The sequence below is a fragment of the Streptomyces sp. WAC 01529 genome (genome assembly GCF_003945545.1).
Taxonomy (GTDB): Bacteria; Actinomycetota; Actinomycetes; order Streptomycetales; family Streptomycetaceae; genus Streptomyces; species Streptomyces anatolicus.
The window spans coordinates 5921473-5936834 of sequence record NZ_CP029617.1 but is presented as its reverse complement, the minus strand read 5'-3'; the positions used below and the strand labels follow the sequence as shown (position 1 = coordinate 5936834).

The following is a 15362-nucleotide window of genomic DNA, read 5'->3' as shown; positions in this document are numbered from 1 at the left end:
CCCCACCCGCCCCATCGGCAGGCATGATGGCCCCTCCAGAACCACATCCCAGGGGGGATCATGAACCGCACCACCACCGCCGGGTTACTTCTCGCTGGCGCCCTCGCCGTCACCGCCTGCTCGTCGAGCAACGACAAGGCCGACGACCCGAAGGCCAAGCCAAGCGCCACGATCCCTGAGCTGCCCCAGAAGCAGAAGGACGAGGCCGCGCGATCGGCCGGCATCCCACCGGAGCCCGACGCTGTCGAGCGAGCCAAGCTCATCCGTGCCTTGCAGGCCGCCGCACCGGACGTCGTGCGCTACGCGGACAAAGCAGTGGATGCCGCGCGCAACCAGTGCGGCTCGATCAACGGCAAAGCCAAGCGCCTCAATTGGGGAGCGGCGCAGCGCTTCACGTACAAGGACGTGACAACGACGGAAGAGCAGGGCTCCAAGATCAACAAGGCGTTGCGTGCGACAGGCTTCTGCAAGGTCTGATCCGCCCCACGACAAGCCCGGGCGCGACCACCCTGCGGCCGGGCTTACGCATGTCCGCACCGGAGGCCCGAAATAGAGGATTCACGATCAAGAGAGTGATACGCGCCAGCGTCACCGCACTCCTCCTCGCCAGCGTCACCGCGGGCGGAAGCGCAGTTGCGGCTGCCGCCGAGGAGGCCGGGGCGGCAGTCGTAGCCACAGCTGACCCCGGCTGGGGTGCCGCGCCACAGGGTGGCGATGAAGGCCACCTGCCGAGGGCGCCCGGACAAGCGGGTGACCCCGGCTGGGGATGAGCCCCAGCTGACAAGACGCCGCCCGCCCGCCAGCACCCCAAAAGGCGGGCGGGCGGTCTAAGTCTCCGGCGAATGCACAGCCCGTGACGGCGACAGGTCCATGGGGTGCTCATTGAACAGAACGGCCAGGGTGGGACCACGAGTCCACCTCCCCGGGTGGCAGCCCCGCCTTGGCCTCTGGGGTGGGGCTCCGACGGACAGCGCTTCGGAGCCTCACTCCCATGGGAGAGAAATGGGAGTTGATCACTCCCAACTAGAGCCGTCTCAGGCTGACCAAGGCCAAGTAAGACTAGATAGCCTTGAGAGACTTCCCAGGTCAGGTCACTGACCTGTGCTCCTCGGCTGCTGCTGGGTGATGCAGTGGATGCCGCCGCCCCCGGCGAATATCGTGCGGGCGTCGACGAGCGTCACCGTGCGGCCGGGGAACAGGCCGCGGAAGATGCCCGCCGCCAGCTCGTCGTTCGGGTCGCCGAAGGCGCACAGGACGACGCCGCCGTTGCAGAGGTAGTGGTTGATGTAGGAGTAGTCGACCCAGCCCTCCTCGTCCTTGAGGACGGTCGGCGCGGGCACCTCGACGATCCGCAGGGTACGGCCGCGGGCGTCCGTCTGGCCCTCGAGGGTCGCGATGATCTCCTTGCTGACCTCGAAGTCGGGGTGGGCGGGGTCGCGTTGGGAGTGGACGAGGACGACGCCGGGCGCGGCGAAGGCGGCGACGATGTCGACGTGGCCGAGGGTGCCGTAGCCGTGGCCGGGGTAGTCGGCGGTGAGGCCGCGCGGCAGCCAGATCGCCTTGGTGGTGCCGAGCTGGGCGTGGATCTCCGCCTCGACCTCGGCCTTGGTCAGGCCGGGGTTGCGCTCGGGGCCGAGCTGGACGGTCTCGGTGAGCAGGACGGTGCCCTCGCCGTCGACGTGGATGCCGCCGCCCTCGTTCACGAGCTTCGAGGTGTACGTACGGGCTCCGGCGAGGTCGGCGACGTACGCCCCGATCTTGGAGTCGTGGTCCCAGCGGGCCCACTCCTGGGCGCCCCAGCCGTTGAACGTCCAGTCCACGGCGGCCAGTCGGCCCTTGCCGTCGGTGAGGAAGGTCGGGCCTATGTCCCGCATCCAGGCGTCGTCCAGGTCGCGTTCCACCACCTCGATGTCCGGCCCGAGGAGTTCACTCGCGTACGCGGCCTGGGCGGGGCCGCAGACCACGGTGACGGGCTCGAAGCGGCGTACGGCACGGGCGACGTTCGCCCAGGCGAGGCGGGACTCGTCCAGGCCCTCGGGGTCGTCGAAGGTGGGGTTGGGGCACGGCCACGCCATCCAGGTGCGCTCGTGCGGGGCCCACTCGGCGGGCATGCGGAAGCCGTCGGCGGCAGCAGACATGGCGTACACCTTCATCAGGGAGAGTTGGGGTTCAGAGGAAATAGAGGCGGTTCAGCGGGACCGAGTCGGCCGGCTCCGAGCGGACCGGGTCGCCGTCGAGGGTGACGAGGCCGGTCTTCTGGTTCACGTCGATGGAGCCGGTGCGGGAGTTCAGGCGCAGGTCGGCGGGGCCGATGCCGCGGGTGCCGCGCACCGCGACCCGGCGGCGGCGGGTCGGCATCAGGTCGTTGCCCTGGTCGACGGCGGCCTGCGCGACGAACGCCACGGAGATGTCGGCGGGCACGGCGCCGTGCGCGCCGAACAGCGGTCCGAGGACTAGCGGTTCGCAGGTGTCGGTGGCCGCGTTGGGGTCACCGGTGACGCCGTACGCGGGGAAGCCGGACTTCAGCACCATCTGCGGCTTGGCGCCGAAGTACTGGGGGCGCCACAGCACGATGTCGGCCAGCTTGCCGACCTCCAGGGAGCCCACCTCGTGGGCGAGGCCGTGCGCGAGGGCGGGGTTGATGGTCAGCTTGGCGATGTAGCGCAGGACGCGCGCGTTGTCGTCGTGCGGGCCGTCGCCCTCCATGGGGCCCAGCTCCGCCTTCATCTTCCCGGCCATCGCGAAGGTGCGGCGCACGGTCTCACCGGCGCGGCCCATGCCCTGCGCGTCGGACGAGGTGATGCCGATGGCGCCCAGGTCGTGCAGCACGTCCTCGGCGCCCATCGTCCCCGCGCGGATGCGGTCGCGGGCCATGGCCGCGTCGCCCGGCAGGTCGGTCTTCAGGTCGTGGACGGAGACGATCATGCCGTAGTGCTCGGCGACGGCGTCCCGGCCGAAGGGCAGGGTGGGGTTGGTGGAGGAGCCGATCACGTTCGGCACGCCCGCCATCTTCAGGACGTTCGGTACGTGACCGCCGCCGCAGCCCTCGATGTGGAAGGCGTGGATCGTCCGCCCTTCGAGCACCCTCAGGGTGTCCTCGACGGAGAGGCATTCGTTCAACCCGTCGCTGTGCAGGGCGACTTGGACGTCGTACTCCTCGGCGACGCGCAGCGCGGTGTCCAGGGCGCGGGTGTGCGCGCCCATGTCCTCGTGCACCTTGAAGCCGGACGCGCCGCCCTCGGCGAGCGCCTCGATCAGCGGGGCGTCGTGCGAGGACGAGCCGCGGCCGAGGAAGCCGATGTTGACGGGCCAGGCGTCGAAGGCGTTGAACGCGTGGCGCAGCGCCCAGGGCGAGTTGACGCCGACGCCCCACACAGGCCCGAACTCCTGGCCGATGATCGTCGTCACCCCGGAGGCGAGGGAGGCCTCCATGATGCGCGGCGAGAGCAGGTGGACGTGGGTGTCCACGGAACCGGCGGTGGCGATCAGGCCCTCCCCCGACACGATGGACGTGCCGGTGCCGACGACCACGTCGACGCCGTCGAGGGTGTCGGGGTTGCCCGCGCGCCCGATGGCGTGGATGCGGCCCTCGCGGATGCCGATGGACACCTTGCGGATGCCCTGCACGGCGTCGATCACGACGACGTTGCTGATGACGACGTCACAGGTCTCGCGGACGGCGGCGGCCTTCAGGTGCAGGCCGTCGCGGGCGGTCTTGCCGAACCCGGCGAGGAATTCGTCGCCGTACTTCTGGGCGTCGGACTCGACGCGGATCGTCAGCCCGGAGTCGCCGAGGCGGACGTGGTCGCCGGCGCGCGGGCCATGCGTGGAGGCGTACTCGTACGGGGTGAGGCGGCGGGGTTCGGCGGGGTGCCCTCCGGGGCGGCTCATCGCTCGGCCTCCTGGTCGTTCTGGTAGCTCGTCCGGTAGCTCCGGTCGGTCGTTTCCGGCACGCCGAGGTAGCCGCAGGCGGCGGCCCGGCGCAGTGCCTCTTCGCGCGCGCCCGGCCCGTCCAGCGGGCCGTCCACCAGGCCCGCGAAGCCGATGGCGATCCGCTCGCCGCCGATGGGCACCAGCCCGACCTCGCCGCTCTCGCCGGGCCCGAAGCGCACGGAGGACCCGGCGGGCACGGCCAGGCGCAGGCCGTAGGCGGCGGCGCGGTCGAAGTCGAGCCGGGGGTTGGCCTCGAAGAAGTGGAAGTGCGAGGTCACCGAGATGGGCACGGAGGCGGTGTTGCGCACGGTCAGCGTCACCACGGGCGCGGGGTCCTCGTGCGCGGGGCCGGGCAGCAGCGCGCCCGGGGCCTCGCTGCCGAGACCGGCGCCGATGGGGTCGGAGACCACGGCGAGGCGGGAGCCGTCGTCGAAGACGGCCTCCACGTGCACCTCGGTCACCACGTCGGCGACGCCGGGCAGGACATCGTCCGGGCCGAGGGCGGCGCGGGCCCGCTCGACGGCCTCGGCGAGTCGGACGCCGTCGCGGGCCGCCTCGCAGACCGTGTCGGCGATCAGCGCGGTCGCCTCGGGGACATTGAGCCTGAGGCCGCGTGCCTTGCGGGCCCTCGCCAGCTCAGCGGCCCCGAAGAGCAGCAGCCGGTCGCGTTCGGTGGGCGTCAGTCGCACGCGCCGTACCTCCCTGTTTCCACGTCCTGCGCCAGAGTTTAGAGCAACACTCTAACGACGAAATCCGCATGCTGGAAGCATTGACGGAAGCAGGTTCCACGGGTCACATTGAGCGCTGCTCTAAGTGAGGCAACCATCGGGACCAAGCGAGCGTCAGGGGCACCCATGCCGATAGAACAGCGCGGAGTCGACACCATCCCGGACGGGGAACGCACCAGCGGCCCCCGCGATCTCGTGTCGATCCTCATCGGCTCCAACCTCTGCCTGGGGGTGATCGTCTTCGGCTGGCTGCCGGTGTCGTTCGGCCTCGGCTGGTGGGAGTCGGTCAGCGCGGTGGTGGCGGGCACGGTGCTCGGCACCGCGCTCACCGCGCCGCTCGCCCTGGTGTCCCTGCGCACCGGGACGAACCTCTCCACCTCGTCCGGGGCCCAGTTCGGCGTGCGCGGCCGGCTCGTCGGCTCGGTCGTCGGCCTGCTGCTCTCGCTCGGCTACACCGCGCTGACCATCTGGATCGGCGGCGACGTCATGGTGGGCACGCTGCACCGCCTGCTCGGACTGCCGGTCGGCGGCCTCTCCTACGGCCTCGTCTACGCCCTGCTCGCCGCGGCCACCGTGGTCGGCGCGGTCTTCGGCTACCGGGTGCTGCTCCGCCTCTCCCGGGTGCTCGCCTTCGGGATGACGGCACTGCTGATCCTCGGCGTCATCGCGTACGCCCCCGACTTCACGACCTCGGCGCTGCCGGGGGCGGGCGGCTATCTGCTCGGCTCGTTCTGGCCCACCTGGCTGCTCGCCCTGGTGGCCGCGGGCCTGTCGGGCCCCATCGCCTTCATCACCCTGCTCGGCGACTACACCCGCTATGTCTCCCCGGCCCGGCACAGCTCCCGCGCGGTGCTCGGCGCGGCCTGGGTGGGTCTGCTCGCGGGACTGCTGATCCCGCAGCTCTTCGGTACGTTCACGGCGTACGCGGCGCGCGCCGCCCTGGACTACGCGGGCGGCCTCGTCGACGCCTCCCCCACCTGGTACCTGGTGCCGCTGCTGCTCGCCGCGTCGGCGGGGTCCGTCGGCAACGCGGGTCTGATGCTGTACTCGATGGGCCTCGACCTGGACGCGATCCTGCCCCGCGCCTCGCGCGCCCGCGCCACGTACACGGTCGCCGTCGTCGCCACGGCCTGCGTCTTCGTCGGCCACTTCGCGTGGGAGGCGCAGGACGCGATGACGTCGTTCGTACTGCTCCTGACGGCGATCGGCACGCCGTGGGCGGTCATCACCCTGATCGGCTTCGCGCGCTGTCGCGGGGAATACGACGCGGAGGCCCTCCAGGTCTTCAACCGCCGCGCCAAGGGGGGCGTCTACTGGTTCCGCTCCGGCTGGAACATCCAGGCGACCGTCGCGTGGGCGCTTGGCGCGGTGGTCGGTCTGCTCTCGGTCGCGCTCCCTTCGTACGAGGGTCCACTGCTGGCGCTGACCGGCGGCGTCGACTGCAGCTTCCTGCTCTCGGGGGTGGTGGGTGGGGTGACGTACGCGGCACTGACCCGGCGTGCGGTGGTTGCGGCGGCGCTTCCGCTGGGGGAGGAGGAGACGGTGGCGGGCTGAGCGATCGGCCCCGGGGCGGCGGATTTTCGGGTGCGGGTTGTCTGTGGCTGGGCGCGCAGTCCCCCGCGCCCCCGGCCGAACCTCACGCGTCGCACGCTTGGGCTGGGACGTCCGTCAGGCGATGTCCAGGATCGCCTTGCCCTGGAGGCGGCGGGTGAGGAGGGTTTCGATCGCCTCCGGGGCCTTGTCCCAGGCGCCGCGCCAGGACGTGCCGGGGTCGAGCGTGCCCGCCGCCACCTGCCCCGCGAGCCAGGTCAGGTCCCGCGAGAGGTCCGGGCAGCCGAGCAGCTGGAAGTTGACGATCGAGCGGTCGTGGCGGCCCTGCTCCCCATAGAGGGCCCTGAGCGGGAAGTGCTCGGACTCCCCGCCGGCCTGCCCGACGGAGACGAGGGTGCCGCCCGCGCCCAACTGCTGGTACGCGGCGACCAGTTGCCCACCGCCGATCACGTCCACCACGCCGTCCACCGGGGCTCCGGCCGCCTCGGGCGCGGCGATCACCTCGTGCGCGCCGAGGGCCCGGAGCGCGTCCCCCTTCCCCTCGGGGTCACCGGTCACCGCGATGACGTGCGCACCGCCGCGCCGGGCGAGCTGCACCGCGTACCGCCCGACACCGCCGGTCGCGCCCGTGACCAGCACGCGCCTGCCGAGGATCGGACCGATCCGGTCCAGGGCGCGCAGGGCGCTGGCGCCCGCGACCGGCACGGTGCTGATGGCCCCCAGGTCCGCGCCCTCGGGCACGACGCCGGTCCACGCCGTGTCGGCGACGCGGTACTCGGCCCAGCCGCCGTCACCGGCGAGCGTCACCACGGGGGTGCCGACCGCGGGGCCCGAGCCGTCGGCGGCGGCCCGCTCGACGACACCGGCCGCGTCCCAGCCGAGCACCGCGCCCTCGGGCGCGCCCTCGATGCCCCACCTCACCTCACCGTGGTTCAGGGAGGTCGCCCGTACGCGGATCAGCGCCTGGTGCGGGGCGGGCTCGGGGACGGGAGCCTCGCCGAGGCGCAGGCCTCCGGGGGCGGATCGGTCAACGAGCAGTGCGCGCATGGGAGTTGCCTTTCGACGTACGCCAAAGAAGGCCGAGGGCACCGCGATCGGGCCCGGCCGCCGCAATAGTGCCACTGAGTGGCAGAAGCCTTCAAGGGGCATTCGCCTCCGCATGGCCGCCGAGGGCTACACTTCCGGCATGGACGCGATGGACCTCGACCGGCTGCCCCTGCGGGAGCGCAAGAAGCTGCGGACGCGGCAGGCGCTCGTCGACACCGCGCTCGAACTGTTCACCGAGCGTGGTTTCGAGGGCGTGACGCTCGACGCGCTGTGCGATGCGGTGGAGGTCAGCAAGCGGACGTTCTTCCGTACGTTCACCAGCAAGGAAGACGTGGCGATGGCGCCCACCCAGGATCTGTGGGAGGCGTTCCTGGAGGAGCTGGAGGTCTGCGAACCGGCCCCGGGGCAGACCCTGTTCGACGTGTTGCGGGACGCGCTGCTGGCCGCGCTCGGCCGCATGCCCGCGGAAGGGTGGGCGCACCGGGTGGTGCTCAGCCGGCGGCTCGCGGGGCGGACGCCGTCCATGGACGCGCACGGGCTCGCGTTCTGTGACCGCACGAGCCGGGCGGCGCTGGCCGTGGTGCGGCGCCGGTTCGCCCTGCCGGGCGGGGACGAGCTGCGGGCGCGGCTCGCGATCGATGTGCTGGTCGCGGCGTTTCACCGGGCGGTGGAGGCGTGGGTGGAGGGGCCCGCCCCTACGCGGGGTCGTCTGGCGGCGGGGCTTGGGCTCGCCTGCGGCGCGGTGCCGGAATCGCTGACCCTCGCGGTGCGCTAGGGGTTGTTGGCGTTCACCTTCGCCTGCGGACCGGTGGGGGCTGATCGCGCAGTTCCCCGCGCCCCTGACCGAACCTCACGCGCCGCCCACCGAAATAGCAGCCCTAGCGGGACAGCCCCCAGGCGCCCCCAGCGGCGGAGCCGCTTTGGGGGCGCGGGGAACTGCGCGACCAGCCACGACCGACCCGCGCGGCACGAGGAACCCGCACAGACCCCGCCCCGCCCCGCCCACAAGAACCGTGAAGCCCTCAGCCGAGCCGGTGCATCCAGCCGTGGACGTCCTCCGAGGTCCCCCGCTGGATGTCCAGCAACGCGTCCCGCAGCTTCATCGTGACCTCACCCGGCTCGCCACCGCTCTGCTGCCACTCCCCCGCCGCGCACTTGACCGTGCCGACCGGCGTGATGACCGCCGCCGTGCCGCAGGCGAAGACCTCCGTCAGCGTGCCGTTCTCGGAGTCCGTCTTCCACTGGTCGATGGAGACGCGCGCCTCCTCCGACTCGTAACCGAGGTCCCTGGCGACCGAGAGGAGCGAGTCGCGGGTGATGCCCGCGAGCAGGGAGCCGGTGAGCGTCGGGGTGACGATCTTGTTGCCGTACACGAAGTACAGGTTCATGCCGCCCAGCTCCTCGACCCACTTGTGCTCGACCGCGTCGAGGTAGGCGACCTGGTCGCAGCCCTTCGCCGCCGCCTCGGCCTGCGCGAGCAGCGACGCGGCGTAGTTGCCGCCGGTCTTGGCGTCGCCCATGCCACCGGGGACGGCGCGCACCCGGTCCTCGGAGAGCCAGATCGAGACGGGCTTCACACCGCCGGGGAAGTAGGCGCCCGCCGGCGAGGCGATGACGACGAAGAGGTACTCGTTGGCGGGCTTCACGCCCAGGCCGACCTCGGTGGCGATCATGAAGGGACGCAGGTAGAGGGACTCCTCGCCGCCGTGCGCCGGAACCCACGCCTTGTCCTGCGTCACCAGCACGTCGCACGCCTCGATGAACGTCTCGACGGGCAGCTCGGGCATGGCGAGGCGCCGCGCGGAGGCCTGGAAGCGGCGGGCGTTGGCGTCGGGGCGGAACGAGGCCACCGAGCCGTCGGGCTGGCGGTAGGCCTTGAGGCCCTCGAAGATCTCCTGGGCGTAGTGCAGGACGTTCGTCGCCGGGTCGAGGGCCAGCGGCCCGTACGGCACGAGCTGGCCGTCGTGCCAGCCGCGGCCCTCCGTCCACTTGATCGTCACCATGTGGTCGGTGAAGTGGCGGCCGAACCCGGGGTTGGCCATGATCGCCTCGCGCTCCGCGGCGGCCAGCGGGGACGAGGAGGGCTTGAGCTCGATGGTCGGCGTCGTCGTCATGACTGCTTTGTCCTTCACGGTGTGATGGTGACGGACCGCGCTCACGCCCGTACCGGCCGGTACGAGGACGTCCGAGCTTCCCTGTCTTCACGGCCCCACGTTCGATTATCGCTCGCGGGGTCCCGGGGAAGAAACGGCAGGAGTGCGGCCCGGGGGTCGATGGTGACACCCGGGGGCCGCATACGAGAAGCCGCCGGGTGTCTCGCGAGACCCGGCGGCTTCTGTCGATCTTCGAGCTGCCGGGTCAGCCCGCTACTCGTACGGCGAGCGCGTCGCCGATCTGCTCCGTGGTGCGGACGCTCTCCCCGCGCTCGGCGAGGTCGGCGGAGACGGCGGTCTCGATGCGGGCGGCCTCGGGCTCGTAACCGAGGTGGCGCAGCAGCAGGGCGACCGACAGGACGGTGGCCGACGGGTCGGCCTTGCCCTGGCCCGCGATGTCCGGCGCCGAGCCGTGCACGGGCTCGAACATGGACGGGAACTCGCCGCTCGGGTTGATGTTGCCCGAGGCCGCGACGCCGATGCCGCCGGAGACGGCCGCGGCGAGGTCGGTGATGATGTCGCCGAAGAGGTTGTCGGTGACGATCACGTCGAAGCGGCCGGGGTCGGTGACGAGGTAGATCGTCGCGGCGTCGACGTGGATGTAGTCGGTGGTGACCTCGGGGAACTCCTTGGCCACCTTGTTGAAGACGTTCGTCCAGAGGTGACCGGCGTAGGCGAGGACGTTGTTCTTGTGGACCAGCGTCAGCTTCTTGCGCGGGCGGGCCTGCGCGCGGGCGAAGGCGTCACGGACCACGCGCTCCACGCCGAAGGCGGTGTTGACGGAGACCTCGGTGGCGACCTCGTGCGGGGTGCCGGTGCGGATCGAGCCGCCGTTGCCCGTGTAGGGGCCCTCGGTCCCTTCGCGTACGACGATGAAGTCGATCTCGGGCTGGCCCTTGAGGGGGGTCGCGACGCCCGGGAGCAGCTTCGAGGGCCGCAGGTTCACGTGGTGGTCGAAGAGGAAGCGGAGCTTCAGCAGGAAGCCGCGCTCCAGCACGCCGGAGGGGACCGACGGGTCGCCGATGGCGCCGAGGAGGATCGCGTCGTGCCGCTTGAGGGCTTCGACGTCGGCGTCGGTGAGCGTCTCACCGGTCGCGTGGTACCGCTTGGCGCCGAAGTCGTACTCCGTGGTCTCCAGCTTCACGTCCGGCGGGAGGGCGGCGCCCAGGACCTTGAGTCCCTGGGCCACGACCTCCTGGCCGATGCCGTCACCGGGGATCACTGCGAGATTGAGGATGCGAGAGCTAGCCGACATGCGGGCAGCCTAACCCTTCGTCCCAGGGGATGACACGCGATGTCCGACATGCGGACAGCCGCCTGGTGGACGGTTCCTGTTCATCCGGGCGTATGGCGGGAGTTGGGCATCGCTGGGAAATTTCCTGCCATGGACACTCCGAATCTCGGCATCCCGGAGCGGCTCGCGGCGCGGATGAGCATGCCCGAGCAGCACGAGTTCCTGCGCGGGAGGCTCTCCCGTCGCAAGGTGCTCGCCAGTTCGTTCACGGCGGCCGGGACGGTCGGCGGCATCGGTCTGCTCACGGGGAGTTCGGGCGGCGCGCATGGCGGCGCGTACGGCGGGGGCGCGCCCGCGCAGGTCGCCTCGTCCGCGCCGGTGAAGGTCGACGGCAGGCTGGTCGCCCCCTTCGGCCGGCACCTCGCCTTCGGCGCCGACCCGAAGACGCAGATGCGGATCTCCTGGCAGGTGCCGTTCGCCGTCAAGTCCCCTTATGTACGCGTGGGCCTGAAGCCCTGGGAGCTGAGCCAGAAGATCGGGGCGGAGGTCCGCGACCTGCACACCCCCTCGCTGTCGAAGAAGCTCCCGGCGGTCGAGCAGTACTACCTGCACGCGGCGCTGGACGGCCTCAAGCCCGGCACCACGTACTACTACGGCGTCGGCCACGACGGCTTCGATCCGGCGTCGCCCGAGCGGATGGCGACGATCGGCTCGTTCAGGACGGCCCCCGCGCGGCCGGAGAGGTTCGTCTTCACGGCCTTCGGCGACCAGGGCGTCAGCTACCACGCGCTCGCCAACGACCAGCTGATCCTGGGCCAGAACCCCGCCTTCCATCTGCACGCGGGCGACATCTGCTACGCGGACACCACCGGGCACGGCAAGGAGACGGACACCTACGACGCGCGCGTGTGGGACACCTTCCTCGCGCAGACGGAGTCGGTCGCGAAGTCGGTGCCATGGATGGTGACGACCGGCAACCACGACATGGAGGCGTGGTACTCGCCGAACGGCTACGGCGGGCAGTCCGCGCGCTGGTCGCTCCCGGAGAACGGCTTCGACCCGCGCGAGGCACCGGGCGTGTACTCCTTCACCTACGGCAACGTCGGCGTCGTCGCCCTGGACGCCAACGACGTCTCGTACGAGATACCCGCCAACAAGGGCTGCACGGACGGGAAGCAGACCGCCTGGCTCGACAGGCGCCTCGGCGAGCTGCGGGCGGACGAGGGGATCGACTTCATCGTCGTCTTCTTCCACCACTGCGCGTACTCGACGTCGACGCACGGCTCCGACGGCGGGGTGCGCGACGCGTGGCTGCCGCTGTTCACCGAGCACCAGGTGGACCTGGTCGTCAACGGCCACAACCACGTCTACGAACGCACCGACGCCATCAAGGGCGGCGAGGTCGGCAGGCCCGTACCGGTCGGCGCGTCGACCGATCCGACGCGCGACGGCATCGTGTACGTCACCGCGGGCGGGGCGGGCAAGGACCTCTACGGCTTCGGTCCCGGCGTCAAGGACAGTTACGAGGGGCACGTCCACGATCACGACCACGTCGTGACCTTCCACTGGACGAAGTCGCGGCGGCCCGACCCCGACACGGTCGAGTGGTCACGGGTGCGCTACACCGGCTTCTCGTTCCTGGCGGTGGAGGTGACGGCCGGCGCGCACCCGAGGCTGTCGGTCTCCGCGCTCGCCGAGAGCGGCGAGCGCATCGACCACTTCGAGGTCGTACGCGGGCACGCGGCCCGCTGAACCGGGGCTCAGTGGCCCGTTTCCCCGCCGTTGTCCCTGCGGTCCAGGGCGCGCTGGAGCGCCGCGGCGGCGTTCTTGCGCTCGGAGCGCTCGGATTCCTTGCGGGAGGTGTGGCGGACGCGGCGGGCAGTCTTCTCGGCCATGAGAGATCCACTCCTTGAGGGAAGGGTGATTCGAGAGGCCAGAATCGGCGGGGAGCCACGGAGCGGCAGGGTTCGCCTGCGCAAGGCTCCGGCTCACGACCGCCATTCGCTTGATCGAGCGAGACGTTCGGCTCCTACAAAGCTAAGGGAGGACGGCGCATCTGTCTCCACAGTTACTCGGACTTCCTACTATCTGAGACGGCCGTCACGCGCGTACCGCTCTCAACTCGCGGATCAGGGCCCGGACGGGGAGGGAAGAGGCCAGCTCAGGGGTGGTGACATAGCCGACGGAGCGGGTCGGGCGGTCCGCGCCCAGGTCGGCGATCTCGACGGAGTCGGGCGCTCCGGTCAGCGAGAGGGCGGGCATGATCGCCATGCCGTGGCCGTTGCCGACCATCGCGAGCACGGCCCCGTCGTCCTCGGCCAGGACGGTCGCCCTGGGGATCCAGTCCTGCCGGCCCCACCACTGCCTCGTGTACGAGCCGCAGTTCTCGTGCCAGTCGATCAGCGGCAGCGAGCGCGGGTCGGGGTGGCCCGCGGGGTGCACGAGGGCGTACGGCTCCTCGACGAGTACGTCACCGATGAGCCCCGCGGGGACGGGCGAGGTGCCGCCGAGCGTCGCGATGCCCACGTCCGCGCGGCCCTCGGCGACCTCGCCCGCGGTGCCCGCGCCCAGTTCGCGCACCACCCTGACCTCCGGCTGGATGCCGGGGTGGCGGGCGGTGAGGCGCTCCAGGGCGGCCGGGAGCAGGTGCAGGACCGCGCTGCGGAACGCCGCGATGCGCAGCGGGCCCGTGACCTCGCCGCGCTCGGCGGCGCGGGCCTCGGTGACGAGGGCGTCGAGGAGCCGCAGCACGCGCCGGGCGTGGGCGGCGGCGGCGACGCCCGCGGGGGTGGGCGTGGCGCCCTTGCGGCCCCGCTCGAAGAGGACCGCGCCCACCTTGCGTTCCGTGCCGCGGATCGAGTGGGAGACCGCGGACTGGGTGAGGCCGAGCGCCCGCGCCGCGGCGGTGAAGCCCCGCTCCTGGTCGACGGCGACGAGGACACGGAGTTCGTGGGGGGCGAGGTCGGCGGCGCGTGCGGTGTCCATCAGAGTCCCCACCTGCTTTCGGCGGCGCGTGCGGCGTCCATCAGAGTCCCCACCTGATTCCGGCGGCGCTTACGGCGTCCATCAGGACTCCCACCTGCTTCTATGAGGGTCCTTCATGGACCCGGGCGTTCCATGAGCGCAACCCTCTGCCCGGGTCCGGCATTCCTGCCTACGGTCACGGACATGACCGAGACCGCACTGACCGTGCACCAGACCGCCCGCCCCCACGGCTTCCCCACCGCCGCCCACTTCACGTTCGTGGAGTCCGCGCTCCCCGAGCCCGCGCCGGGCACCGCCCTCGTGGAGAACCTCTACTGGTCCGTCGACCCCTACCACCGCGAGATGATGGACGGTGACTTCGCGCTGCACGCCCCCTTGGAGGGCCGCACGCTCGGCCGCGTCGTCGACTCCCGCGACCCCGCGCTCCCCGAGGGCGAGATCGTCTTCCACCGCCAGGGCTGGCGCACGCACGCCGTGGTCACCGCCGACGAGGCCCGCCGCGTCCCCCGCTTCGACGGTGTGCCGCTCTCCGCGCACCTGGGCATCCTCGGCGGCACCGGCCTGACCGCGTACGTGGGCCTCACCCGGATCGCCGAACTCCGCGAGGGGCAGGACCTGTTCGTCTCCGCGGCGGCGGGCGGCGTCGGCACGGCGACGGGCCGACTGGCCCGGCTCATGGGCGCGGGACGGCTCGTCGGCAGCGCGGGCACGGCGGCGAAGGCGGCGTACCTGACGGAACACGTCGGCTACGACGACGCCTTCGACTATCACGCGGGCCCCGCGGCAGACCTCCTGGCGAAGGCGGCTCCCGACGGGATCGACGTCTATGTGGACAACGTCGGCGGCGAGCAACTGGAGGCGGCGATCTCCTCGCTGCGCGAGTTCGGACGGATCGTACGGATCGGCACCATCACCCAGTACAACGCCACCGGCGCGCCCTACGCGCTGCACAACCTCCCCGACATCGTCGAGAAGAGCCTGCGCATGGAGGGCTTCCTCGTGAGCAACCACCGTGCCGTGCAGGAGGAGTTGTACGAGTTCGTGGTGCCGCACCTGCGGAGCGGGCGGGTCGGGCTCGACGAGACGGTGGTGACGGGCTTCGACCGGATCGTGGACGCGTTCCTGGGGATGCTGCGGGGCGAGAACGTGGGGAAGATGATCGTGCGGTCGGCCCCGGAAGAAGGCTAGAACACGTCCCCTTCGCGCCAGTCGATGAGGAGTTCGTACGCGGGGTCGAGGCGGGCGGCGCCCCGCAGCAGCGGCGGGTCCTCCTCCGGCATGAGGACCGCGCCGGTCGGGCCGAGCGTGCCGACCGCGCCCTGCCACCGCGTCCAGCCGCGTCCGAGGTAGAGCCGCTCCCCCTCGGCCGACGCGGAGAGCGCGCCCAGGTCGTACGCCCCGTCGACGACCCGCTCCAGGGCGCCCATCACCCGGCCGCCGAGCCCTTGCCGCCGCCGGTCCGTGCGGACGGCGACCGCCTCGACGTATCCGACGCGCAGCGAGCGGCCGTGGTGCAGGATCCGGCGCTGGACCACGGACCCGTGGGCGACCAGCGCGCCCCCGGCGTCGTGGACCAGGGCGTGGACGCCGCCGAGGCCGTGGTCCCAGTCCTGGTCGCTGAAGTCGCCGTCGAAGGCCTCGTCGAGCAGGGCGCGGGCGGCACGCAGCTCGGCCGCCGTCAGCTCGCTGGTGTGGGCCGTACGCAGAACGCTTTCCGTCACCTCGCCAGCG

Annotated in this window: 14 protein-coding genes; 5 read left to right on the top strand and 9 right to left on the bottom strand. The window is 71.7% G+C overall.

Translation table 11 applies throughout. From position 1 onward, the window contains the following. Positions 1 to 60 precede the first annotated feature (60 nt). Positions 61 to 477, top strand: a complete 417-nt coding sequence (locus tag DMA15_RS26635) for a hypothetical protein (RefSeq protein WP_125515290.1) — start codon at positions 61 to 63, stop codon at positions 475 to 477. A gap of 614 nt (positions 478 to 1091) precedes the next feature. On the opposite strand, the gene DMA15_RS26630 is transcribed toward DMA15_RS26635, so the two are convergent. From DMA15_RS26630 to ureA, 3 genes are read right to left on the bottom strand one after another with little or no spacing between them, the layout of a single operon-like run. Beyond that, positions 1092 to 2138: an agmatine deiminase family protein gene (locus tag DMA15_RS26630; RefSeq protein WP_125515289.1), complete on the bottom strand. Its 1047-nt coding sequence runs from the start codon at positions 2136 to 2138 to the stop codon at positions 1092 to 1094. Positions 2139 to 2169: 31 nt separating this feature from the next. Further along, complete coding sequence (locus DMA15_RS26625; RefSeq protein ID WP_125515288.1) at positions 2170 to 3891, bottom strand: urease subunit alpha; 1722 nt, start codon at positions 3889 to 3891, stop codon at positions 2170 to 2172. After that, positions 3888 to 4622 carry an urease subunit gamma gene (ureA, locus tag DMA15_RS26620; RefSeq protein ID WP_125515287.1) on the bottom strand — a complete coding sequence of 245 codons (735 nt, stop codon included), beginning with the start codon at positions 4620 to 4622 and terminating at the stop codon, positions 3888 to 3890. Before ureA ends, DMA15_RS26625 begins: the two co-directional genes overlap by 4 nt. A gap of 165 nt (positions 4623 to 4787) precedes the next feature. On the opposite strand from ureA, the gene DMA15_RS26615 reads away from it, so the two are divergent. Continuing rightward, positions 4788 to 6215, top strand: a complete 1428-nt coding sequence (locus DMA15_RS26615) for a cytosine permease (RefSeq protein ID WP_125515286.1) — start codon at positions 4788 to 4790, stop codon at positions 6213 to 6215. 114 nt (positions 6216 to 6329) lie between these two features. Here DMA15_RS26615 and DMA15_RS26610 read toward each other — a convergent pair whose 3' ends face one another. Next, entirely contained in the window at positions 6330 to 7259 is a 930-nt protein-coding gene (locus DMA15_RS26610; protein ID WP_125515285.1) for a zinc-binding dehydrogenase, read from the bottom strand. A gap of 139 nt (positions 7260 to 7398) precedes the next feature. Here DMA15_RS26610 and DMA15_RS26605 point away from each other — a divergent pair, with 139 nt between their 5' ends. Beyond that, positions 7399 to 8034 (top strand): TetR family transcriptional regulator, encoded by a 636-nt coding sequence (locus tag DMA15_RS26605; RefSeq protein ID WP_206302845.1) that lies wholly within the window; start codon positions 7399 to 7401, stop codon positions 8032 to 8034. A gap of 247 nt (positions 8035 to 8281) precedes the next feature. On the opposite strand, the gene DMA15_RS26600 is transcribed toward DMA15_RS26605, so the two are convergent. After that, entirely contained in the window at positions 8282 to 9373 is a 1092-nt protein-coding gene (locus DMA15_RS26600; RefSeq protein WP_125518014.1) for a branched-chain amino acid aminotransferase, read from the bottom strand. Between the two features lie 244 nt (positions 9374 to 9617). Further along, the gene (locus DMA15_RS26595) at positions 9618 to 10667 is read right to left on the bottom strand and encodes a 3-isopropylmalate dehydrogenase (protein WP_125515284.1); all 1050 of its coding nucleotides are present in this window, start codon (positions 10665 to 10667) and stop codon (positions 9618 to 9620) included. 129 nt (positions 10668 to 10796) lie between these two features. Here DMA15_RS26595 and DMA15_RS26590 point away from each other — a divergent pair, with 129 nt between their 5' ends. Beyond that, the gene (locus tag DMA15_RS26590) at positions 10797 to 12398 is read left to right on the top strand and encodes a metallophosphoesterase family protein (protein WP_125515283.1); all 1602 of its coding nucleotides are present in this window, start codon (positions 10797 to 10799) and stop codon (positions 12396 to 12398) included. 8 nt (positions 12399 to 12406) lie between these two features. Here DMA15_RS26590 and DMA15_RS38035 read toward each other — a convergent pair whose 3' ends face one another. Then, the gene (locus DMA15_RS38035) at positions 12407 to 12541 is read right to left on the bottom strand and encodes a hypothetical protein (protein ID WP_258021996.1); all 135 of its coding nucleotides are present in this window, start codon (positions 12539 to 12541) and stop codon (positions 12407 to 12409) included. A 205-nt stretch (positions 12542 to 12746) separates the two neighbouring features. Continuing rightward, positions 12747 to 13631, bottom strand: coding sequence for a LysR family transcriptional regulator (locus DMA15_RS26585; RefSeq protein WP_125515282.1), 885 nt, complete (start codon positions 13629 to 13631; stop codon positions 12747 to 12749). 183 nt (positions 13632 to 13814) lie between these two features. On the opposite strand from DMA15_RS26585, the gene DMA15_RS26580 reads away from it, so the two are divergent. Beyond that, on the top strand, positions 13815 to 14819 hold the full coding sequence (locus tag DMA15_RS26580) for an NADP-dependent oxidoreductase (RefSeq protein ID WP_125515281.1): 1005 nt from the start codon (positions 13815 to 13817) through the stop codon (positions 14817 to 14819). On the opposite strand, the gene DMA15_RS26575 is transcribed toward DMA15_RS26580, so the two are convergent. Continuing rightward, entirely contained in the window at positions 14816 to 15352 is a 537-nt protein-coding gene (locus DMA15_RS26575) for a GNAT family N-acetyltransferase (protein WP_240659939.1), read from the bottom strand. The genes DMA15_RS26580 and DMA15_RS26575 overlap by 4 nt on opposite strands. Positions 15353 to 15362 lie beyond the last annotated feature (10 nt).